The sequence below is a fragment of the Micromonospora sp. NPDC023966 genome, from assembly GCF_040639095.1.
Classification (GTDB): Bacteria; Actinomycetota; Actinomycetes; order Mycobacteriales; family Micromonosporaceae; genus Micromonospora.
In genome coordinates this window covers 1-20,909 of record NZ_JBEZZJ010000042.1, presented here as the reverse complement: position 1 = coordinate 20,909, position 20,909 = coordinate 1, and the positions used below count along the sequence as shown (strand labels likewise).

The 20,909-nt window shown below is 69.6% G+C and carries 21 protein-coding genes and 4 pseudogenes; 12 read left to right on the top strand and 13 right to left on the bottom strand.

Annotation, left to right across the window (positions count from 1 at the left end):
* Position 1: 1 nt before the first annotated feature.
* From AB0F68_RS31350 to AB0F68_RS31340, 3 genes are all read right to left on the bottom strand, one after another.
* Positions 2-601 (bottom strand): hypothetical protein, encoded by a 600-nt coding sequence (locus AB0F68_RS31350; RefSeq protein WP_357344793.1) that lies wholly within the window; start codon positions 599-601, stop codon positions 2-4.
* Between the two features lie 188 nt (positions 602-789).
* On the bottom strand, positions 790-987 hold the full coding sequence (locus AB0F68_RS31345; protein WP_357344791.1) for a hypothetical protein: 198 nt from the start codon (positions 985-987) through the stop codon (positions 790-792).
* Positions 945-2,096 carry a hypothetical protein gene (locus AB0F68_RS31340; RefSeq protein ID WP_357344789.1) on the bottom strand — a complete coding sequence of 384 codons (1,152 nt, stop codon included), beginning with the start codon at positions 2,094-2,096 and terminating at the stop codon, positions 945-947. Before AB0F68_RS31340 ends, AB0F68_RS31345 begins: the two co-directional genes overlap by 43 nt.
* A gap of 5 nt (positions 2,097-2,101) precedes the next feature.
* Between AB0F68_RS31340 and AB0F68_RS31335 the strand changes: the two are divergent.
* Positions 2,102-2,703: pseudogene (locus tag AB0F68_RS31335) on the top strand (IS5 family transposase); the annotation flags it as partial.
* 6 nt (positions 2,704-2,709) lie between these two features.
* On the opposite strand, the gene AB0F68_RS31330 reads toward AB0F68_RS31335, so the two are convergent.
* Both AB0F68_RS31330 and AB0F68_RS31325 read right to left on the bottom strand, forming a co-directional pair.
* Positions 2,710-3,336: a DsbA family protein gene (locus AB0F68_RS31330; protein ID WP_357344787.1), complete on the bottom strand. Its 627-nt coding sequence runs from the start codon at positions 3,334-3,336 to the stop codon at positions 2,710-2,712.
* Positions 3,337-3,641: 305 nt separating this feature from the next.
* Positions 3,642-4,133, bottom strand: a complete 492-nt coding sequence (locus tag AB0F68_RS31325; RefSeq protein ID WP_357344785.1) for a peroxiredoxin family protein — start codon at positions 4,131-4,133, stop codon at positions 3,642-3,644.
* A gap of 123 nt (positions 4,134-4,256) precedes the next feature.
* On the opposite strand from AB0F68_RS31325, the gene AB0F68_RS31320 reads away from it, so the two are divergent.
* Positions 4,257-4,886 carry a TetR/AcrR family transcriptional regulator gene (locus AB0F68_RS31320; protein ID WP_357344851.1) on the top strand — a complete coding sequence of 210 codons (630 nt, stop codon included), beginning with the start codon at positions 4,257-4,259 and terminating at the stop codon, positions 4,884-4,886.
* Between the two features lie 318 nt (positions 4,887-5,204).
* On the opposite strand, the gene AB0F68_RS31315 is transcribed toward AB0F68_RS31320, so the two are convergent.
* A complete protein-coding gene (locus AB0F68_RS31315) occupies positions 5,205-5,702 on the bottom strand; it encodes a hypothetical protein (RefSeq protein WP_357344783.1) in 498 nt (165 codons plus the stop codon).
* 222 nt (positions 5,703-5,924) lie between these two features.
* Positions 5,925-6,145: pseudogene (locus AB0F68_RS31310) on the bottom strand (glucose-6-phosphate dehydrogenase); the annotation flags it as partial.
* 334 nt (positions 6,146-6,479) lie between these two features.
* Between AB0F68_RS31310 and AB0F68_RS31305 the strand changes: the two are divergent.
* Entirely contained in the window at positions 6,480-7,316 is an 837-nt protein-coding gene (locus tag AB0F68_RS31305) for a DUF4352 domain-containing protein (protein ID WP_357344781.1), read from the top strand.
* A gap of 72 nt (positions 7,317-7,388) precedes the next feature.
* Here the strand turns inward: AB0F68_RS31305 and AB0F68_RS31300 are convergent, their stop codons facing one another.
* Positions 7,389-8,891, bottom strand: a complete 1,503-nt coding sequence (locus tag AB0F68_RS31300) for a protein kinase (protein WP_357344779.1) — start codon at positions 8,889-8,891, stop codon at positions 7,389-7,391.
* A 118-nt stretch (positions 8,892-9,009) separates the two neighbouring features.
* On the opposite strand from AB0F68_RS31300, the gene AB0F68_RS31295 reads away from it, so the two are divergent.
* The gene (locus AB0F68_RS31295; protein ID WP_357344777.1) at positions 9,010-9,174 is read left to right on the top strand and encodes a hypothetical protein; all 165 of its coding nucleotides are present in this window, start codon (positions 9,010-9,012) and stop codon (positions 9,172-9,174) included.
* Between the two features lie 36 nt (positions 9,175-9,210).
* Here AB0F68_RS31295 and AB0F68_RS31290 read toward each other — a convergent pair whose 3' ends face one another.
* Both AB0F68_RS31290 and AB0F68_RS31285 read right to left on the bottom strand, forming a co-directional pair.
* Positions 9,211-9,534 carry an STAS domain-containing protein gene (locus tag AB0F68_RS31290; protein WP_357344775.1) on the bottom strand — a complete coding sequence of 108 codons (324 nt, stop codon included), beginning with the start codon at positions 9,532-9,534 and terminating at the stop codon, positions 9,211-9,213.
* Between the two features lie 8 nt (positions 9,535-9,542).
* Positions 9,543-9,980 carry an ATP-binding protein gene (locus AB0F68_RS31285; RefSeq protein WP_357344773.1) on the bottom strand — a complete coding sequence of 146 codons (438 nt, stop codon included), beginning with the start codon at positions 9,978-9,980 and terminating at the stop codon, positions 9,543-9,545.
* Between the two features lie 63 nt (positions 9,981-10,043).
* Between AB0F68_RS31285 and AB0F68_RS31280 the strand changes: the two genes are divergently transcribed.
* The 6 genes and pseudogenes from AB0F68_RS31280 to AB0F68_RS31255 all read left to right on the top strand — a co-directional run bounded on the left by AB0F68_RS31280 (position 10,044) and on the right by AB0F68_RS31255 (position 15,288).
* The gene (locus AB0F68_RS31280) at positions 10,044-10,472 is read left to right on the top strand and encodes a hypothetical protein (RefSeq protein ID WP_357344771.1); all 429 of its coding nucleotides are present in this window, start codon (positions 10,044-10,046) and stop codon (positions 10,470-10,472) included.
* A gap of 286 nt (positions 10,473-10,758) precedes the next feature.
* On the top strand, positions 10,759-11,988 hold the full coding sequence (locus AB0F68_RS31275) for an IS110 family transposase (RefSeq protein WP_357344769.1): 1,230 nt from the start codon (positions 10,759-10,761) through the stop codon (positions 11,986-11,988).
* Between the two features lie 128 nt (positions 11,989-12,116).
* Positions 12,117-12,308, top strand: a pseudogene (locus AB0F68_RS31270) (transposase); the annotation flags it as partial.
* Positions 12,309-12,648: 340 nt separating this feature from the next.
* Complete coding sequence (locus AB0F68_RS31265) at positions 12,649-13,524, top strand: RNA polymerase sigma-70 factor (protein ID WP_357344768.1); 876 nt, start codon at positions 12,649-12,651, stop codon at positions 13,522-13,524.
* Between the two features lie 47 nt (positions 13,525-13,571).
* Positions 13,572-14,948: an NAD(P)/FAD-dependent oxidoreductase gene (locus tag AB0F68_RS31260; protein WP_357344766.1), complete on the top strand. Its 1,377-nt coding sequence runs from the start codon at positions 13,572-13,574 to the stop codon at positions 14,946-14,948.
* A gap of 34 nt (positions 14,949-14,982) precedes the next feature.
* The gene (locus AB0F68_RS31255) at positions 14,983-15,288 is read left to right on the top strand and encodes a siderophore-interacting protein (RefSeq protein ID WP_357344764.1); all 306 of its coding nucleotides are present in this window, start codon (positions 14,983-14,985) and stop codon (positions 15,286-15,288) included.
* 250 nt (positions 15,289-15,538) lie between these two features.
* Here AB0F68_RS31255 and AB0F68_RS31250 read toward each other — a convergent pair whose 3' ends face one another.
* Positions 15,539-16,639, bottom strand: coding sequence for a VOC family protein (locus AB0F68_RS31250; protein WP_357344762.1), 1,101 nt, complete (start codon positions 16,637-16,639; stop codon positions 15,539-15,541).
* Positions 16,640-17,238: 599 nt separating this feature from the next.
* Between AB0F68_RS31250 and AB0F68_RS31245 the strand changes: the two genes are divergently transcribed.
* On the top strand, positions 17,239-17,850 hold the full coding sequence (locus tag AB0F68_RS31245; protein WP_357344760.1) for a TMEM175 family protein: 612 nt from the start codon (positions 17,239-17,241) through the stop codon (positions 17,848-17,850).
* A 449-nt stretch (positions 17,851-18,299) separates the two neighbouring features.
* Here the strand turns inward: AB0F68_RS31245 and AB0F68_RS31240 are convergent, their stop codons facing one another.
* Positions 18,300-19,229, bottom strand: a complete 930-nt coding sequence (locus AB0F68_RS31240) for an NADP-dependent oxidoreductase (RefSeq protein WP_357344758.1) — start codon at positions 19,227-19,229, stop codon at positions 18,300-18,302.
* 50 nt (positions 19,230-19,279) lie between these two features.
* On the opposite strand from AB0F68_RS31240, the gene AB0F68_RS31235 reads away from it, so the two are divergent.
* Complete coding sequence (locus AB0F68_RS31235; RefSeq protein WP_357344756.1) at positions 19,280-19,924, top strand: helix-turn-helix domain-containing protein; 645 nt, start codon at positions 19,280-19,282, stop codon at positions 19,922-19,924.
* A gap of 49 nt (positions 19,925-19,973) precedes the next feature.
* Here the strand turns inward: AB0F68_RS31235 and AB0F68_RS31230 are convergent.
* Positions 19,974-20,755: pseudogene (locus tag AB0F68_RS31230) on the bottom strand (transposase family protein).
* Positions 20,756-20,909: the final 154 nt, after the last annotated feature.

Here is a 20,909-nt window from a genome sequence, read left to right as displayed (position 1 = left end):
CCTAGGGCGCGGAGACCTGGCTGATGTTGTGGTCGAGTTGAGCGGGCTGCCCGCCGCCGTGGTTGCCGGCGGTGATCCCGGTCGCGTGCACCTTCCGGTCGAGCCAGACCTTTCGCGCACCGGTGAGCAGGCTGGTGGTGGCTGCCCTGGCGTTGGCCGCGGACTGCTTCGGCACGGCGCCGGCGACCGCGCCGATACTTGACAGTGGCCGGAGGCCGGCGAGCGCCGTCGTCCGCTGGTTCTCGGCGGGCTGCACGATCACCGGCAGCTCGCTGGTGTTCTCGTCGTCGTAGCCGTCCGCGATCAGCGTGGTCACGTCGAACAGGTCCGGGTCGAGCACGGTGCCGACCTGAGCCGCCACCTTTGCCGGGATGACCTTCAGGTGCCCGTCGGCACCGCAGCTGCGCCGAATCACACCGGCCGGGTCCACGGGCTGCACGCGGACCCGGGGGCAGCTGGACCCGGTGGCCTCGACGGTCACCACGTCGCCGGTGAGCAGCGTGACGATGTGCGTCTCACCGCTGCCGGCCGGGGCCGCGGTGGCGGGGTTCGGGGTGGTGAGGTCTGGGGTCGGGTCGGCCAGCGCCGGGGTTCCCGGCACCGCTTGCAGTGTCGCAACCACTGTGATGGTCGCCAACAGCCACCGAATTCGTCTGGGCATTTCGCTCCCGGGGTTGAGGGGCGGCCGCGCCTGCCGAAGACAGGACCAGTGCAGCCGTCCCTTTTGGAAGGGTCGGAAAGAAGGCCGGGCCCGAGCGGCTGCAGCCGCTCGGGCCCGACCTCGCTCGGTTACCGGGGCCGCACCTCGTAGGGGCGGTGGACGGTCTGCGTGACCTGGTTACCGTCCCGGTCGGTCAGCGTGACGCGCAGCGCGACGTGGCCCGCCGCAGGCGGGTTGGGGACCATCACCTTGCCCAGCGTCCCGTCCGGCCCAGCGGTGACCTTCAGCGACTTCCAGGTGCCGCCCTCGTCGAAGGACGCCTCCACCCGGTGACCCGGGTGGCCGGGACGCCGCCGGCGGGCTGGCCGCTGACGCCGATCAGCACCTTGGTGGGTGCCTTGCCGGCGGCCCGGTTGTACTCGTCGAGGCCGACGGCTGCCAGGCGGGGCACCATGAGCGGATTGGCCAGCCACTCCGTGGTGCCTGCCGTGGTGAACCGCCACTCGGCGTCGATCCGGCTGGACAGGGTGGCGAACGGCACCGACCGGGTGACGCTCGCCTGCAGGGTGTACGTGGCCTTCTCCACGGGCAGCCCGTAGGCGTAGCCCCACTGGCCGGCCTGCCACTGCGCGACCTGCTCCCCCTCCCGCTTCAGCGTCAGGGTGCCGGACGCGGGGGTGTACGCGAAGTCGTGCGTCTCGGCGTCGACGAACCACGGGATGTCGGGGATGGACATGAAGCCGTCTCCGTTCAGCCCGGTGGTGCTGTCCAGCGTCGGCCCGAGGAGCGCGTTGTTCCAGGTCTCCCGGCCGGGTTCAGCCAGGCTGACGGTTCGGGCCGGTGCCGTGATCCAGTTGTCGCCGATGCGGATCTCGCTCTCGTACCGCCCCGGCGCCCGGTAGTCGATCACCTTCGACGGGAAGTCGACCGGCCCTTCGACAGTGAGCATGGGAAGGCTGTCGTCGGTGATCATGCCGACGGCGGCGGATCCGCTGGAGGCGACGCCGGGAGCCTTGAAGTCCATGACGACCCGGGCGAGGTCCTCCCTGGCCACGGTGCGTACCGGGTCGGTGGGGATGCCGGCGCGGGTGTCGGCGATCCGGTAGTGGTAGGGGCTCGGCGACTGCTCGCTCGAACCCTTCTTGTCGAAGACCGCCCGGGCGCCATAGGTGACGGCCGGATCCTCGACCGGGAGCACGTAGCTCGCGCCCTGCACGCCGAAGGAGCCGCCGTGCGCCATCCGGGTGCCGGCCACGTCGAGAGTCAGGTCCACGGACGTGACGACATGCTCGGCCGAGCGGTCGGAGACCTCGAGCCGGACCTGCCTGCCGCGGCGAGCGTCGACCCGTACCGGCAGGACGGCCGTATCGTCGGTGACCGTGACCGGCACGATCCCGTAGGTGAAGGCGATGTCCTCCGGCCCGCCCGGGAACACCGGGGCGGCGCTTGGAGGAGTGGAACCGGGCCGGGGTGTGGCAGCGGCTGCACGAGTTGCTGCTGGCCGAGCTGGAGGCCGCCGGAAAGTTGGACTGGTCCCGCGCCGTGATCGACTCCTCGCACGTGCGGGCCGCCAGACGCGGCCCAAAAGCGGCCCGAGTCCGGTCGACCGCGCCCGCCCGGGCTCGAAGCACCACGTCCTGACCGAGGGCGCCGGCATCCCCCTGGCCGTCTGCCTGACCGGCGGCAACCGCCACGACGTCACCCAACTACTCCCGCTGATCGACAAGATCCCGCCCGTACGCAATCGGCGCGGACGGCCCCGACAGCGCCCCGACCAACTCTTCGCCGACCGCGCCTACGACCACGACAAGCACCGCAAGGCGGTACGCGGCAAGGGCATCCGCCCGCGCCTCGCCCGCCGTGGCCAACCCCACGGCTCCGGCCTCGGGGTGATCCGATGGGTGGTCGAGCCGACAATCGCCTGGTACCACGGCATGAGACGGCTACGCATCCGGTGGGAACGCCGCGATGACATGCATGAAGCCTTCCTCGGCCTCGCCACCTGCATCATCACGTACCGACACGTCCTACGACTTTGTTAGGAACTCTTAGTCGAAGCGCAGGCTGCCCGTCCGTTCCCGCTTCAGCTCGAAGAAGTCCGGGTGTGCCGAGAGGGTCCGCACTGCGTCGAAGAGCCGCGCCGCCTCCTCGCCCCGCGGGATGCTGTTCATCACTGGGCCGAAGAAGACCGTTCCGTCGATGTGCATCGTGGGCGTGCCCACATAACCGCCCGCCGCAGGATCCTTGCCCGCGTCGTGTCTGCGCTGGAGGGCGGCGTCGTACTCGGCCGAACGCGCCGCCTCCGCGAGGCTCGCGGGGAGCCCGAGCTCGGCCAGGGACTCGACAGCGACCGCGTCGAAGTCCTCCATTCCCTTATTGTGAATGCGGGTGCCGAAGGCGGTGTAGAGGCCGCGGAGTACGTCCTCGGAGTGGTGCTCGGCCGCGGCCGTGGCGACGCGGACCAGGCCGAGGGAGCGATCGACAAGATCGCGATACCAGCCGGGCAGCTCGTTGCCCTCGTTGTGCAGATACAGGCTCATGACGTGAAATCGGACGTCAAGGTCGCGCAGCGGCTCCACCTCGAGGATCCACCGCGAGGTGATCCAGGAAAAAGGGCAGGCGGCGTCGAAGTAGAAGTCGACTCGGGTCTGCGGCGTGGGTGCTTCACCTGTCATGGCAGCGATGTTACGCACGGATTGGAATGCTTAAGGTCCAACACCATGACGAAATCCTGGTCCACTTCGGCAGCCCTGGGCGTGGATCTCCATCTGGACCCCGGCGCCCCCGGCGAGCGGCCGCCGGTCCGGGCTCGAACAGGCGCTCCGGGTGCCATCCGCACCGGGCGGCTCGCCCCGCACACCCGGATGCCCGCCACCCGTAAGCTGGACGCCGAACTCGGCCTGCCCCCGGTGGCCGCTGGCCACCGGGGGAAGGCCGCGAAGACCATGCCGCCGGCACCGTACCTGCCGGCTGTCCGCCCTCAGCTGTGGTCGCGGAGGTAGCGGACCAGCCCGGCCACGTCTTCCGGCACCAGGCGGCCGATGGCGCCGCTGGAGTAGACGGCAGTGATCACGGTGCCGTCCGGAGCGAGGACGAACCCTGTCGACTGGAGGTAGCGCCGCTGGTCGGCGGGCGACGGCTCGTTGACGTAGGCCCCCGTCGCCTCGACCACCGCGTCGATGTCGGCACTGTGCCCGACGGGGAACCCGATGTGATGCTTCTCGACGAGCTTGCGGCTGGTCTCCTCGTCATCGACGGAGAGCGCGGCGACGCGGACATCGAGCCCCCCGAGGGTCTCGCTGGCCCTCTGGAAGGCCGCGAGTTGTGCGTTGCAGTACGGGCACCACGAGCCCCGGTAGATCAGCACCACCCCGAAGCTACCCGCGAGGTCGTCGGGCAGGGAGAGCGAACCTCCCCCCACGGCGGGAACCTGAAGCTTGGGAAAGTGCTGGCCGTTGTTGAGCCGACCCATAGCGGTTTCTCCTTATGCACCAACGCGCCGTAGGCGGCCCAGCCGAAATCTAGTGGACCGCTCGGTCCAACATATGTCTTGATAACTGGACTAGCAAGTCCAATTACTGTTAGCATGGACGATGTGACATCTGTGCAGCAGGCGGCGAAGTTGACGGCTCGGGGCGCGGCGACCAAGGCCCGCATCGTGACAGCCGCAGCCGAGCTGATGCTCGAGCGCGGCGCCGCTGCCACGACACTGGACGACGTCCTGGCGGCGAGCGGGACCAGCAAGTCACAGCTGTACCACTATTTTGGCAACAAGGATGATCTGATCCGGGCGGTCGTGCGGCATCAGGCGCAGCGAATCCAGCAGGACCAGCGCCCCGAACTGGACGCGCTGGACTCCCTCGCCGGCCTGGCCCGCTGGCGGGACAAGATCGTCGCAGCTCAGGCCGCGCACGATCAGGTGGGCGGATGTCCGCTCGGCTCGCTGGCCAACGAACTTGCCGGTGGTGACCCGCAAACCCGCGGCGTACTGCAGGAGTGCTTCGCGGAATGGGAGGCTCCGCTACGGGCCGGGCTCACCGTCATGCGTGACCGAGGAAGCCTGTCGCCGGAAGCCGATCCGGCCGCGCTCGCCGAAGCGATCATGGCCGCGCTCCAGGGCGGGTTGCTGCTGGCCAAGACGCACCGCAGCAGTCGTCCGCTCGCTCGGGCCCTGGACATGGCCATCGCCCATGTCCACAGCCTCGCCACCGCCTCTCCGGCATGACCGATTAACGGCCGGACCCGGCGAACCCGAGTTCTGACTGGCCTGCCGGAGTCAGTCGGCGGCACCATCTTTCGGCGGGAGTTCATCCGGCAGCCGATGCGGGCCGCATCTGTGACGCCGAGTTCCGCCCGGTTGGCGGCGCAGATGGTGGCGCCGATTCCAGAGCGCGGGGAGCCGGTGGTCGAGCTCTGACCGGGCGCCGGGCCGTTCACCTCGGTCATCCAGCAACGCCTCGGTGGTCGCGGCCGGCATCTCGCGATCGAGCTGAACGAGCGGTTGGCGGCGAGGCTCGCCCGCCACTTCCCGAAGGTCAAGGTGCTATGCGCGGACACGCCCTCCCGAACTGCTCGACGAACACGGCGCCCGGCCGGCCGACGTCATCGTCAGCGGACTGCCCTGGGTCGCCTTCCGGGGCAGCGGCCCGACGATCATTGCCAGCGATGACAGCCCGTCCGGCATGGGCGGCGAGTTGCTGGGCGCGTGTCTGGCGTTGCTGGTCGGAGTGGCGGCGTGATGCTGCTCGACCGACAGTCGGCCCGCCGTCTCATCGCGGTCGTGCTGGCCGCCGGCCGCCCACGGCATCGCGCCTGGATTCGGGTGCGAGCGCCGACGCTGGCGCAACTCTGCCTTCTGCGCACGTAGGAGAAGTCTGCCCACCGCCCCTGGTCGCCGCTCGGTGCAATGCACGGTGCCGCCGGTGACGGCCGCGCGGTCACGGCGCGCGCCGACGGGCGGCGACGAGGCGACCAGACCGGTGAACGCGAAGGCGGCCAGCACGACGAATCCGGTGTGGACGCCGGCGGATCCCGTCGCCAAGGCTTCAGGCGAGCCCGGCGGTGGTTCCGAGCCTGCGCGCAACGTTGCTCACTTCCCCGGCGGTGCCGGCCTGCCGGTCCGGGGCCGCCGAGAGCAGCAGCGTCCTCGTGGGCGCGCCGCGCCGAGCCCGATCATCAGCATCCGCCACGACAGGTAGACAACGCCGGCCTCCAGGTGAACGGGGGCCTCCGGGCGTCCGAATGCCGGCGGCCCAGATCGTCCTCAGTGAGGACGCATTTCGCCGGGCGCCGGGGTCAGGAGGGAGTCGCCCGGCCGTGACTGCCCGCCGGGTACCCCTGCAACGGCACCGCTCCCGCCAGCCATGCCTCGAGCACCGGCTCCACGATGCGCCAGGAGTCCTTGACGGTGTCGCCCCGCACCGACAGCGCCGGGTCGCCCTCGAAGGCCCCGCGCAGCACCTCACCGTACGGCGGCAGCTCCCCGGCCCGAAGTCGGCCGACACCGCTTCGAGCACCGGCGATGGCGCCACCGGGTGTGGTACGTGCGCCCGCGGCTGGACCTGTCGATGTACGACGTGCCGCCGCTGCTCGGCGATGAGGCCGACCCGTTCTGGGACGGGTCGGCCGGAGCGTGAACAAGTTGGTGGCTCAACGGCTGACGGCCGGGTCACCAAGATCGGGTGTTTCTCGAGCTGACCGGGCGTGTGGGTCAGGCCAGCCGGAGGACCGTTGCCTGAGGCAAAATGTGTCAGGGTGGAAAGTATTGCGCTCAACTAACGGGGCAGCGCGAAATCAAGACCTGGGAGAACACCACTCAATGACCACCCCCTACGACCCTGCGCAGAACCAGCCGCCGGCCGGCCAGCAGCCGATGCCGCCCACCGCTCAGTTCCCGCAGGTGCCCGCCGGCCAGTTCCCGCCGCCGGCGCCCGGGCAGATCCCTCAGCACCCCGGCCAGTTCCCGCCGCCGCCCGGCGCGCCGGCCCCCGCCGCCCGCAAGCGGCCCTGGCTGATCCCCACCCTCGTCGGCGTCGGCGCGTTCGTGGTGCTGTGCTGCGGCGGCTCGATGGTGATCGGCCTGGTCAGCGGCGACGACAAGAAGAACGATGTGTCCGCCAGCAGCGACATCCCCGCTGCCAGCCCCAGCACCTCCGCCCCCGCGGCCGTCGCCCCGAGCACGTCGGCCCCCACGCCGGCCAAGCCGCAGCCGGCGAAAACGACCGCGGCGCCGGCCCCGGCCAAGCCGAAGACCTTTGGCGTCGGCGACAAGGTGCGCGGCGGTGACTTCGAGTTCACCGTCAACGGCGTGAAGTGCGGGATCTCCCAGGTGGGCAGCCAGTTCCTGAACACCAAGGCGCAGGGCACCTTCTGCAAGGTCAACGTGACCGTCAAGAACGTCACGAAGAGCGCGCACACCTTCCACGCCGACGGCACCCTCACCGCCCAGGACGCCACCGGCCGGGAGTACGAGGCTGACGGCGAGGCCGGGATCTACGGCAACACCGATGGGCAGGGTTTCCTCGACGAGATCAACCCGGGCAACTCGGTGAAGGCGAACGTCTACTTCGACGTGCCGAAGGGCACGAAGCTGAAGACGATCACCTTCGACGCCGGCCTGTTCACCTTCGCCGAGGACGCCGTCGTCACCCTCTGACCGGCCCCCAGCCGCGAAATGCGTGACTGGCGACAGCAGCGACAGCCCGGAAAGCCCCGGGCTGTCGCTGTTTTACCGTAGATCGGCGGCGATCCGGTCGGCGTCGGCGGTCAGGGCGTCGTAGCCGCCGGCGGTGAGTTTGCCGTCGCGTCGCAGGTCGCTGAGCTTCTCGCGCAGCTTCTTGAGCTGGTCCTCGGCATGGTCGGTGTCGCTCTCGGCGATCTCTTTCGCGATCGCGTCCACCTTGGTGTGCAGGTCCTTCGCGGCATCGGGGTTCAACCGGCCGGATTCCACCTGCTCCCGGATCGACTGGCGCATGCCGGCGATGGGGTCAGCGGGTGGGGTGGGGCTCGGCCTTCGGGAGGTGGCCCGAGGGCTCGGTGTCGGGCTGGCCGGGTTGCGGGTGGCGGACGCGACGGCCCGCAGGGTCGGCGTGGCGGGCGCGACGGTGACCGGCACGGCAGGCACGCGGGGCGCCACGGCGGTGGTGGCCGATGCCGGCGGCGTGGTCGGTTCCGCGATCGAGGTGTGGTCGTCCCGGTCGAGCAGCGTGAAGCCGGTCAGGGCGAGCAGCGCGACGCCGAGCAGGGCCGCTGCCAGCAGCGCTTCGCGGCGACGCCGTGCCGGGCGGCGGCCCGGCCTGGGGCGTGCCGGGCCGGCTGCGTCCGGCGTGGGCGGAAGACCGATCGCCGGCGTGGACCGTCCCGGCCGGCCCGGGTCCGCTGGCGTGACCGGCACGAGGGGAACCGGCGTGCCGGCCCGGGGCAGCAGGGCTCCGAGGCGGTCCCGGACCTCGGCCGCGTCGCGCGGCCGGTCGGCGGGATCTTTGGCCAGCAGTTCGGCGACCAGCGCTTCGAGCTCGGCGGGTACGTCGGGCCGGCGCTCGCGCAGCGGCTGGGGTGGCTCGTTGACGTGCTGATGCAGCACGCTGAGCTGCTCGCCGACGAACGGCGGACGGCCGGCGAGCATGGCGTAGAGGGTGCAGCCCAGCCCGTACAGGTCGGTGCGGTGGTCCACCGGCTGGCCGAGGGCCTGCTCGGGAGACATGTACGAGCTGGTGCCGAGCTTGGTCGCCGGCTCGGTGAGGGTGTTCTCCCCCTCTGCCCAAGGAAGTCGGGCGATGCCGAAGTCGCAGATCTTCACTGTGCCGGTGGCGGTGACGATCAGGTTGCCCGGCTTCACGTCACGGTGCACCACCCCGGCCGCGTGCGCGGCGGCGATCCCGTCGCAGGTCTGTACGGCGATCGACAACGCCTGCAGGATGGGGAGCGGGCCGTCGGCGATCAGTGCGGACACGGTCCGCCCCTCCACCAGTTCCATGATCAGGTAGGAGTCGTTCTCCTCGGTGCCGAAGTCGTGGACAGCGACGATGTGCGGATGGGTCAGCCCGGCCGCCGCGCGGGCCTCGCGGTCGAAGCGTTCCGCGGCCATCGGCTCCTTTAGTCCCGCCGCGGCGAGCACCTTGATCGCCACCGGGCGGTCCAGGCGCAGGTCGCGACCACGCCACACCTCACCCATGCCGCCGCTGCCCAGCAGCTCCTCGCACCGGTAGCGGCCATCGAGCAGACGTCTCACCACGCGTCTCACTGCTCCAACCCTGCGCGCCGCTACACGGGGGGGCGGTGACGCGACGGCCGGCATCGGGGTCATCGGACGAACCATCAGGAGTTGCCCATGGTGGACGCTCCCCCAGTTGGTCAACGCGCCATCGGCACCGAGGAAACGACCGACCGGCGCCGGCTACGCCCTGCTCCGGCGGGCCGCCGAAGCTGCCGCCGTCCGCGTGCAGCTCAACAAGGTCGTGACCGCCTCCGCCGCCGACGGCGAACCCGGCGCGTACCCACCGTCCTCCACGTGACCGCAGAATCCGCGCTGAGAAGTCGGTGCGCCGGATCTAACTGTCGGAGTCGGGCTCGGCGAGCCAGGGCAGGATCCCGGTCATCGAGAGCACGCGCCGGACATGGCCGGTGGGATTGACCAGGGCGAGGCTCACGCCCCTGTCGGTGGCACGACCGTGGGCGTTGACGAACGTGTTCAGCACGGTGGAGTCGATGAAGCTGACTCGCGCCAGGTCCACCTGCACGCGGGGCGCGCGGGCGGTCGCCGCCTGCAGGACCTCGCCCAGCGGGCTCGCCGCGGCGATGTCGAGTTCGCCGAACAGCGCCACGACGGCGGTCCCGTCGCTCACCGTCGTCTCCGACCGCCAGGTCTGCTCCACGCCGCACCTCACCCGCTCGACTGTACGCCGGGGAGGCGGGCGGTAACGGTAGCTGTCGTCCCGTGCGGACCGCTGTCGATGACCAGGCTGTCGGTGAGCTGCTGGGCCAGCCACAGGCCCCGGTGGCCCGGGGTTCCGGGGCCCGGCAGCGCGATCGGAACATAGTCCGCTCCGGGACCGTGGTCGATGACCTGGCAGGACACGGATGCGGCGTCGCGCAGCAGGCGGAGTCGTCCGCTGCCGCCACCGTGGCGCACGACATTGGTGACCAGCTCGTGTACGGCCAAGACGAAGTCCTCCAATGGGTCACCAGCGAGACCGGCCGCGTCGGAGGCCGCCGCGACGGCGTGCCGCAGCGGCGTCACCGCGACCTCAGTGATCGATTCCGACAGTAGAGTCACCACGCCCCGGACATCGTCCGGATCGCCCCCACCGGCCTCGCGCACAGCAACGCCGGTCTCTTTGTCCCCGTCATCGTCGAGGCTGCCCGGCGTCCGGTGGCCGGCTGTTTGTTCGTCGACGCGGCGTTGCCCGCTCGCAGCGGGCCGACGGCGGTGGCACCGCCTGAGCTGCTGGATTTCCTGCGGCCCAAAGCGACCGGTGGCAGGCTGCCGCAATGGACGGCGTGGTGGGACGAGTCCGATGTCGCGCCGATGTTTCCGGATCCGCAGACCCGGCGTGTTGTCTCGGCCGAGCAGCCGCGCCTGCCGTTGAGCTACTACGAGGAAAAGGTTCCCGTTCCGGACGGCTGGGACAACGCGGCATGTGGGTATCTGCTGTTCGGTCCGCCGTACGAACAAGCCGCGCAGGACGCGCGGGAACGCGGCTGGGACTTCGACCATGTTCCAGGGCTTCACCTGCATCAACTCGTGGATCCGGACACGGTGACCGCTCGCATCATCGCCATGGCCGATGGATGGTGCTCGCCAGCCGGCTGACCACGCACGCTCACTGCGCAGACTCTTCCTGTCGGCGGTCTCGTCGGGCACCGTGTCTGGTGCCGGCGATCTCGGGTCGTCGGCGCACCTGGTCTCCACCGGGCCACCGCCTCGCACGCTTGACCGTCAGAGGTCCGGCATGAGTTCCGCGGGGCCCGGTGGTCCCAGGGCACGTATGACTGGCGACAGGGCTGAGCGCCGTCGAGCGCCGATCAGTGAGCGACCGGCTTCCGTGTCCTGAGACCATTGGGTGCCCACCTGCTGCTGCAACAGCAAGGAGGACACTATGAGTGTCGGACACGACTCCTCGATGCGTCGACCCACTGCGGGCATCGACTGGGCCAGTACTGAGCACGCCCTCGCGATCGTTGGCCCCGACGGTGTCGAGGTTCACCGGATGCTCGTCGAGCACACCGCTGCGGGGCTGCGGAAGCTGCTGCGATGCCTGCAGCAAGCCGCTGTGCTCGAGGTCGGTATCGAACGCCCCGACGGGCCCATCGTCGAGGCCCTCCTCGATGCGGGGCTCACGGTCTTCGTGATCGCCCCGAACCAGATCAAGCACCTGCGCCGCCGCTACGGCGCAGCCGGCAACAAGGACGACCGCTTCGATGCCTACGTCCTGGCCGACACCGTCCGCACCGACCACCATCGCCTGCGTCCCCTCACCGTCGACTCTCCCGCGACACTCACGTTGCGGATGACCGTCCGCGCCCGCAAGGACCTCATCGCCGCCCGGGTCGCGATGGCCAATCAGCTCCGCGCCCACCTCGAACACGTTCTGCCCGCCGTGATCGGGCTGTTCCGCGACATCGACTCCGCGATCACCCTGAGTTTCCTCACCCGGTTCACGACTCAAGACAAGGTCGACTGGCTGTCGCCACGCAGACTGCAGAACTGGCTGCGCAGCGTCTCCTACCCCAACCCGGCACGAGCCGGGCTGCTGCACGCCCATCTGCTCGCGGCTACCCGCGGGACCACCGGTCCTGAAGCCACCGCCCGGGCGCACGTCACCGCTGCGTTGGTGGCTGGGCTTACCGCCCTGCGAGAGCAGATCAACGCGCTGGAAGAGCAGATTGAGATCCAGCTGCTGCAGCATCCCGACGCGGCAGTGTTCATGTCCCTGCCCCGGGCAGGGATCGTGCGAGCGGCCCGGCTTCTGGCTGAGATCGGTGACGCCCGCGGCCGCTTCCCGACGCCGGAGGCACTCACCTGCCTGGCCGGGGCCGCGCCCTCGACCAGGCAGTCCGGGAAGGTGAAAGTCGTCGGCTTTCGCTGGGCCGTCGACAAACAACTCCGTGGAGCAGTCATCGACTTCGCCGGCGACTCCCACCACGCCAACCCATGGGCCGCCGACCTCTACCGGCGGGCCCGGGCTCGAGGCCACGACCACCCCCACGCGACTCGAATCCTCGCCCGCGCTTGGCTGCACGTGATCTGGCGCTGCTGGCAAGACGGCGTCGCCTACGACCCCACCCGCCACCGAGCTCTGCAGGCCGTCCTCGCCCCTCCCGCTTGACACAGGGCTACTTATGCCGCGAGGTGCTCGCTGTCATGCCGATGAGCGCGCAGTTGGTCAACGATCGGGCTGTCCGAGTCTTCAAGTCATCCCTCCGGCCGTGCCTCCCCGAGGCGACCAGTCACACCGACCTGGTTCGCTACGGCAAGATCCGCTGGCGCATCGAACACGACTACCGCGAACTGAAGACCGGCCTCGGCCTGGACCACTTCGAAGGCCGCTCATGGACCGGCTGGCACCGCCACGTCACCCTCGTCACCGCCGCGCACCTGTTCATCACCGAACTACGCCTGGACCCAAAAGCGGCTGCGCCGGCCTGACCCTCTACACCGTCATCCGCGAGCTGCAACGACTCCTCGCGACCTGGACCGGCGCCTGCATCACCTGCCACCAACCCGTGAAACCGCTACACCGCAACAAACGCCACCGAACCTAACAAAGCACTACTAGGTGGTGGCCCGCGACCTCGCAGCGGTCATGATCGCGCCGGTGGTGCCGTCGCCACGGTGTTGCTGCTGGCCGGCATCGAGCCGGCCGGAGCCGTAGTGCACGGAGCCGGCGTGGGCGTCCTCGGGTTGTCCGTATCTCGGGGCGAGCGCGGCGAGGAACCTGTGACAGGGGGCTAGCCTGGAGCGGCGAACGACCTTGGGGGAGACAGTGGTGGGGGATCTCGACGAGGCGGCGGCGATCTTCACGGGCGTGCGGCCACGTCTGTTCGGGATCGCGTACCGCATGTTGGGCAGCGCCAGCGAGGCCGAGGACCTGGTGCAGGACGTTTGGCTGCGCTGGCAGGCGACCGACCGGAGCGTGGTGAAGAATCCGGGAGCGTTTCTGGCGACGACCACGACGCGGCTCGCGATCAATGAGCTGCAGTCGGCACGGGCGCGCCGCGAGACGTACGTCGGACCGTGGCTGCCGGAGCCGGTTGACACCAGCGCGGACCCGTTCCTGGGCGCCGAGCGCGGGGAGGCGCTCGAGCTCGCGGTCCTGATGCTGATGGAGAAGCTCACCCCGCAGGAGCGGGCGGCGTACGTGTTGCGGGAGGCGTTCGACTACCCGTACCCGCAGATCGCCGCAATCCTGCAGTCCACCGAGCCGGCCGTGCGGCAGCTGGTCAGCCGGGCGCGTAAGCACGTCGCCGGCGAGCGGAAGATCCCGGTGCCCGAGTCCGCGCAGCGTCGGCTGCTGGCAACCTTCCTCGAGGCCGCCCGCACCGGTGATCTCGAAGCATTGGAGAAGTTGTTCGCGGCCGACGTGGCGAGCATCTCCGACGGCAACGGCGCGCGGCAGGTCTCCCGTAAGGCAGTCGTGGGCGCGGCCCGGGTGGCGAAGTACATCGCCGCGTTCTCGACCGAGTACTGGGAGGGCATGGACCTACGGTGGGTCACCACGAACGGGCAGACCAGCGCGATCATGCGCCGGGGTGACACGGTCCTCGGGATCGTCACGGTCGTCGCCTCTTCGGAGGGTATCGACCAGGTGCTGTGGATGATGAGTCCGGAGAAGATCGCCGCCATGGCCGGCGTCACAAACTAGGGGGCCGCCCGGTCTCTATTGGCGAAGGCGAGAGATAGGGGACGAAGGTGCGGACCATCCTGGTGGTCGGCGGCGGGTACGCCGGCTTCTACACGGCCTGGAAACTGGAGAAGAAGCTGCGCCGGGGCGAGGCGCGGGTCATCGTCGTTGACCCCCGGCCGTACATGACCTATCAGCCGTTCCTGCCCGAGGTGGTGGCCGGCTCGGTCGAGGCGCGCCACGCCGCCGTCTCACTGCGCCGGCACCTGCGGAAGACGGAGATCATCGCGGGCCGGGTGACGGCGGTCGACCACGCGCGCAAGACGGTCACGGTACGCCCGGCCGTGGGTCGGGAATACCCGCTCACGTACGACATCATCGTCGTGACCGCCGGTGCGGTGACCCGCACCCTGGCCATTCCCGGTCTGAGCGACCACGCGATCGGCATGAAGCACGTTGAGGAGGCCGTCGCGATCCGCGACCGGTTGCTGACCGCCTTCGACCAGGCCGCGACGCTGCCGCCCGGGCCTGAGCGCCGGCGGCTGCTCACCGTGACGTTCGTCGGCGGTGGCTTCTCCGGGGTCGAGGGCTTCGGTGAGCTGCTGTCGCTGGCGACGGCGCTGATCCGGCGCTATCCCGAGCTGAGCCTGGACGAGCTGAGCTTCCACCTGGTGGAGGCACGCGACCGGATCCTGCCCGAGGTGACCGCCGGGCCCGGGGAGTGGGTCGTGCGCTCGCTGACGAAGCGCGGCGCGCGGGTTCACCTGAATGCGCAGCTGCTCTCCGTGCGCGACGGTCACGTGGTGCTGTCCACCGGTGAGGAGTTCGATTCTGAGCTGATCGTCTGGACGGTCGGCAACGCTGCGAACCCGATGGTGCACAACCACAGCGACCTGCCCGTCGATGGGCGCGGGATGCTGGTGGTCCGCGCCGACCTGCGGGTCGGCACCGAGGACGCGCCGGTGCCGGACGCGTGGGGCGCCGGCGACGACGCGGCCGTCCCCGACCTCGCGGCGCAGCGGACCGGCGTCTCGACAGTGCCCAATGCCCAGCACGCGGTGCGCCAGGGCAAGCTGCTGGCCCGCAACATCATCGCCACGCTGCGCGGGCGGGAGCCGAAGCGGTACGTGCACCACAGTCTCGGCACGGTCGCCACGCTGGGCCTCGGCCGCGGCATCTTCCAGTTCCACCGCCTGGTCATCAAGGGCTTCCCGGCCTGGCTGATGCACCGCGGCTACCACGTGCTGGCGGTGCCGACGTGGGAGCGCAAGGTCCGGGTGCTCGCGGTCTGGGCGACCGCCGCGCTGTTCGGCCGGGACATCGTCTCGCTGACCTCGGTGCAGCACCCCCGGGAGGCGTTCCTGGCCGGCGCGCACGCACCGGCGCCAGCGGAGGCGGGTGCTCCGCCGGCGGGTGTCACGGCGGGCGATGCCGCGCGTTCATGACGACGTCGTACGCCGGCTTGCGGCTGCCTGCCACGTGGGCGACGTCACCGCGATCGAGGCCGTCCTTGGCGCGGACGCCGTTGCGGTGTGCGACAGCGGCGGCCGCGTGCCCGCTCCGATCCGTCCGGTTCACGGCGCAGCCGAGGTCGTCCGGCTGCTCCGTGCCCTGCTGCCTGGAACCGACCTGACCGTTGAGAGCGTCAACGGGCACGCCGGACTGGTGATCCGCCAGACCGGGCGTGCCGTCGCCGTGATCGCCGTGAGCTGCGACGAGGACCGGGCCGCAGCCCTTTGGATCGTGCTGAATCCCGCCAAACTGCGGGACTGGCACCGCAGCTGAACCAAACATCGCCGCAGGACACTATCGCCGAGCACTACGGCCCCTTTTGATCACATCGGCTCCCCTTCGCGCAGATAGACGCAGGCATCGGCCCCCTGGACCCGCTGGGCGATGCCTCGGTTGCCGTCGCCGTCTCCTGGGCCAGGTTCTTTGGCTTCGCTGGCGGCCACGGTGACGCCCCTGCCGGCGTCACCAGCCCAGTCGCCTCGACGCCGACCGCCCTGCCGTGAGGGCTGTCACCGATGCCGAGTCAGCTGGTGGGATCGTGCGGATGTGTCATGGCACGCTTGTCCTGCAACAGTCCCGTGGACTGACCGATCTCGATGAGGTACCCGTCCGGGTCCCGCAGGTAGCAGCGGATCTCAGACGCGCGGTCGATCGGCGGCGTCAAGAACTGCGCGCCGTTCGCCTTCCACTGCTCGTAACAGGCGCGGATGTCGGCGACCCGCAAGTTCAGGAAGATCGATGTGGTGTCGCCGGGCTGGTAGTCGACCACCGAGATTCCCGGCTTGTCGGGGGTGGGCGGGCCACCCGGATTCATGATGATCCACGAATTGGACAGCCTGACGATGCAGGGATTCTCGTTCAGCACGACGGTGCCGCCCAGAACGCGGGCGTAGAAGTCGCGGGACCGCGCTACGTCGCGCACGGTGATGAACAGCGTCACCAGAATGCCCTCGGCGGGCGCCGGGAGGTTGGCGAAGTCCGGCGCGGGCTCTGTCCTGGGATTGCGCCATTCCGGCGGGCGTTGGGACGCCGGCCCCGACTCGAATAACTGGGTGGCCCGCAGGATGGCCGGCACCTGGCCGCGCGCCCTCTCGACGACCAACTTGCCGACCCAGCCCGTACCTCCAGCCACCGCGATCACGGCCGCCTGAGCTCCGGCGGTACGTACTCGATTGCGCGGCGCGTCGCCGCCGTCCTCGCCGAGCAGGAACTTCGCCGGGTCGCCCACGTCGAACAGGTACGGCGAGCCGATCGGGCCGTCCGAGTACATGATCTCCAGGTTGAGCTTCGGGGAGCGCGCGTTGCGCAGCACCTCGGGGTCGACGCCGCCGGTGATGGATGAGCGGTCAGCGGTGATGTCGTGGGCGATCAGCTGGCCGAAGAAGGGCCACCCGGCGGCCTCGGTGGCGTCGTCGCCGTCCCGGTTCAACTGGTCCAGGACCGGGGCGGCGTCGCAGATCCCGCCGTCGCCACCCGCGCGCATCAGCAGCCCGGGGTCGGTGCCCAGCGGGCCCAGGCCTGGGAACATGCGTCCGTAGCGGGCTGCCCCGGTGGGCCGGTCCACGGCGCGCACCAGGCTGAGGCAATGGTCGCGGGCGGCCACGCGGCTACCGCTTTCAGGCATCTCGATCTCCGTATCGTTCGGCCGGCCGTGAGCCGTCCGTCCTCCAGGGCCGCGCCAGCGCCGAGAAGGCTGCGGAGGCCCGCCTCCTCGCGCTAGGCATCCGCCGGATCGAACAACCCGTCGATCGATACAGCGAGGGCGACGTCCGTCAACTCTCCCCTGACGTTGCGCTCGAGCCTGGACAAGAAGGCGTCATCGCTGGGCCGGGAATTTCCTCTTCTCCACCCGGTACGCGGGTGAACACCAGCAAAGACAAGGCAGCCCCGCGACCTGTGACACGCCGGCCGAGGTGTCTCAGGACACGTACGGGAGATGCGCTGTCACAACCCGCCCCGCTGTCCGGCCTCACGAATTAAGCGGCTTCCGGCACACGGGCGCCCACGCATCGGTCCGAACTCGTGTCGGCGGGTTCGGGCACCCACAGCCCAATCTGGGTCCGGCAACGCTGCCGCCGCCTGTCACAGATTCCACGGCTGCCCGGTCTTGGACGGTGACGACACAGAACCGCAGCCGCGGTCCTCCGCCGGCCACCACCAACAAGGACAGAATATGACAGCGTCGGATAAAGGGACCGCTACAGGGGAAGGGACGACAGAGCGGTGAGGACCGGTCGACTCGAAGCCTTCAGCGATGGCGTGCTCGCCATCATCATCACGATCATGGTACTCGAACTGAAGGTGCCGGAGGACCACAGCCTCAGCGGCCTTCTTCACACGACCGGCGTCGGGCTGCTGACATATCTCCTCAGCTTCGTCTATGTGGGTATCTACTGGAACAACCACCATCACATGTTCCATCTGGTGAGGCAGGTCAGCGGCGGGGTGCTGTGGGCGAACTCGGCACTGCTGTTCTGCCTGTCGCTGTTCCCGTTCACGACAGCCTGGATGGACGAGTCGAGGTTCGAGCCGACCCCGGTCGTCATTTACGGCCTGAATTTGCTCGCCGCGGCCATCGCATACCGCGTGCTCCAAGCCGTGATCATCCGGCGGCAGGGACCGGACTCGCCGCTGAGGCGGGCCGTCGGCAGTGACCTCAAGGGCAAGCTCTCCGCCGCGCTCTACCTCGTCGGGATACTCAGCGCCCTGGCGATCGACCTGGGCCGCATCGGCGTCTGGATTGCCCTGACGTGCTTCGTCGCCACGGCGATCATCTGGATCATTCCCGACCGCCGCATTGACCGGGTAGTCCGCCAGCACGAGACCGCGGATTGAGGCGAGAGATTGACCGGGTCTGTCGCACTGCCCGGACTCGTGGTTCGGTTTTCAGGAGGCGTGATGGCTGTCGAACGGGCAGACGCCCCCGCTCGCAACCGGCAAATGATCCTGGGGGCAACGGAGGAACTGCTCGCGCTGCACGGACCGGAGCGCATCTCAGTCGACTCCGTCGCCGCGAGGGCCGCGTGGGCAGGGGCACCGTGTGCCGGCGGTTCGGCAGCCGCACTGGGCTGTTTCAGGAACTGCTCGCCGAGCAGGCGACCCGCATCCACGTCGCGATCGACAACGGTCCGCCGCCCCTCCGGCCCTGGCGCACCACCTCGCGGCCGGTTGCTCGGGTTTGTCGACGAACTAGGACCGCCCGCCCAACGGCGGGCGGTCCCGTTCGTCGAACTGCCCAATCGGAATTGGCTACCAATCTGGGTCCACGGCACGGGTGGGGCACGCTACGGCTTCAGCACGATCTTTCCTCGCGCGTGGCGAGACTCACTCAACTCGTGGGCAACGGCCGCCTCTTCCAGGGAAAACACGGCAGCGACCGGCACCGTGAAGCAGCCCCGCTCGGCGAGGTCGCCCGCGGCGGCGATTCCTTCGAGAGACGGTGAGTCCGCGCCGGGACCAGAGCCGCGCGATAGGTGCACGCCGTACGCCGCGGCGTTGATGTCTGCGATGCTCACCACCCTGTCCGGGCTTGCGACCAGGCGGACCAGGTCGGGTATAGAGCCAGAGCCGGCACAATCGAGTACGGCATCTACTCCGCCGGGCATTAGAGCGTCGACCCGCTCGGCCAGCCCGGGGCCATAGGTGGTCGGGACCGCCCCGAGCGAGGCGACGAAGCCATGGTTGCGGTCGCTGGCCGTGCCGATGACGGCCGCGCCACGAGCGACCGCGAGTTGGATCGCGGTCGTACCGACCCCGCCAGCCGCACCCTCGATCAACAGCGTGGTGCCATCTTTCACGCCCAGTCGGTCGAGCACGCGCGTGGCCGTCTCGATGTTGCCGGCCGCACCGCCGGCCTGTTCCCAGCTCAGGGCGGCCGGCTTCGGTGCCCACGCGGCCAGGACGGCGTATTCGGCGTTCGCTCCGCCCATCTGGGCGTAGTCCGTGATCCCGAATACCTCATCGCCTACCCGAACCGTGGTCACTCCGCCACCGACCTCATCCACCACGCCGGCTGCGTCGACGCCGGGCACGTGCGGCAGGCGGAGCGGAATCCATTCCTGGAATCGGCCGGCGCGGACGTACGTGTCGGCCGGATTGACACCCGAGGCCCGAACCGCCACCCGGATCTGTCCCGGTCCGGCGTGCGGTTCCGGTGCCTCCGAGACCTCAAGCACGCTCGCGGGACCATACTTGGAAAATTGCAGAGCCCTCATGCGCAGGGACGCTAACGCACCCTGCTGTCCACCTCGCTGAAGTGAGAGCAGTGACCGATCGTTTGCCTCACACCCTTCGCTCCGACGCCCTAGACAACCGCGAGCGCATCCTCGATGCCGCCCGCGCGGTCTTCGCCGGTGAAGGTCTGGACGTGCCGATGCGGGAGGTCGCACGGCGCGCCAGGGTCGCACCGGCCACCCTGTACCGCCGATTTCCGACCAAGGAGATGTTGGTCACCGAGGCATTCGCAGAGCAGATGTACGCGTGTCGCACCGTCGTCGACGAGGGCCTCGCCGATCCGGATCCGTGGCACGGCTTCTGTCTCGTCATTGAGAAAATGTGTGAACTGAACGCACGCGATGGGGGCTTTACCGCAGCTCTCACCTCGACGTTTCCCAATGCCGTGGATTTCGACGCGCGCCGCGAATACGCTCTCAGGTCGATCGCCGAATTGGCCCGCCGCGCCCAGGAAGCCGGCCGTCTGCGCCCCGACTTCGCCCTGGACGACGTCATCCTCGTGCTCATGGCCAACAGCGGTATCCACGCGTCCTCGCCGACTGCCAAGGTCACCGCCTCCCGGCGCTTCGCCGCGCTCGCCATCCAGGCATTCCAGGCCAGCCCGGATGCCTCGCCGCTCCCGCCCGTGGCGCGGCTGGCGCCCCCGGCATCAGTATCCCGCGGCCAAGCGGGCTAAGGGACGTCTCGTAACTGGGTGAAGGCGTTGCCCGGCACCGGGCTGGCGGTCACCCGGCCAGGATGATGTTGTGCAGGTTGGCGATGCCAGAAGTGGTGTCGGTCAATGTGCGCGCGTCGCGGCGGTAGTCACGCAGGATCTTCCAGGTCTTCATGCGGCCCAGGGCGTGTTCGACCTGGGCCCGGACGGTGCGGTGCTGTTTGTTCAGGTCTTCCTTCCAGGCCGGCGACGCACTGCCGTCGGCGGGCTTGCGGTACGGGATGATCACTTCGGGGTTGCCGCGGTAGCCACCGTCGGCCATGACCAGCCGCCCCGGCCAACTTCTGGTCGATGCCGCTGGTGCGGTAGACGATGGTGTCGTTGCGATTGCCCGGCTGCGGGTCGTCGACGGCGATGACCAGTCGGGTGCTGGCGTCGATGGCGAGCTGCAAGTTCGTCGAGTAGCGGTAGTTCTTGCTCGGGGTGGCCAGGCGGTGGTCCCGGGTCGGGACCAGGGTGCCGTCGACGATGGCGATCTGGTCGACCGGCCGCCGGCGCACCGGGGCCAGGGCCAGCAGCGGGCCGAGGGTGTCGATGACCCGGTGCGCGGCCGAGTGCGACACCCCGAACAGCGGACCGATCTGCCGCATCGTCAGGTTCGTACGCCAGTACGTGGCCACCAGCGGCACCCGGTCGGCGTGGTCAAGTGCCCACTGCCGGCCCCGGCCGGCCGTCAGCGATGCCGTCTCCGCCGCGCTCGGCAACCAGACAGACCAGCCGCCGGAACTGGGCCGGCTGCAGACCAGTGAACGGGAAGATCCACTCCGGGCGGGCTGCGGAGATCACCTGCACCCGGACATCGTCGGCGACCGTCCTCGGCGGACAGACGCAGAGGTTACGAGACGTCCCTTAGCTTGATCTTTAACCTCCGTGGGTCCTTTGGGGACCCTGACTGACCACGGAAACAGCCCTTGGTCGATGATCTTCTTGTCTAGGGAAGAGCATC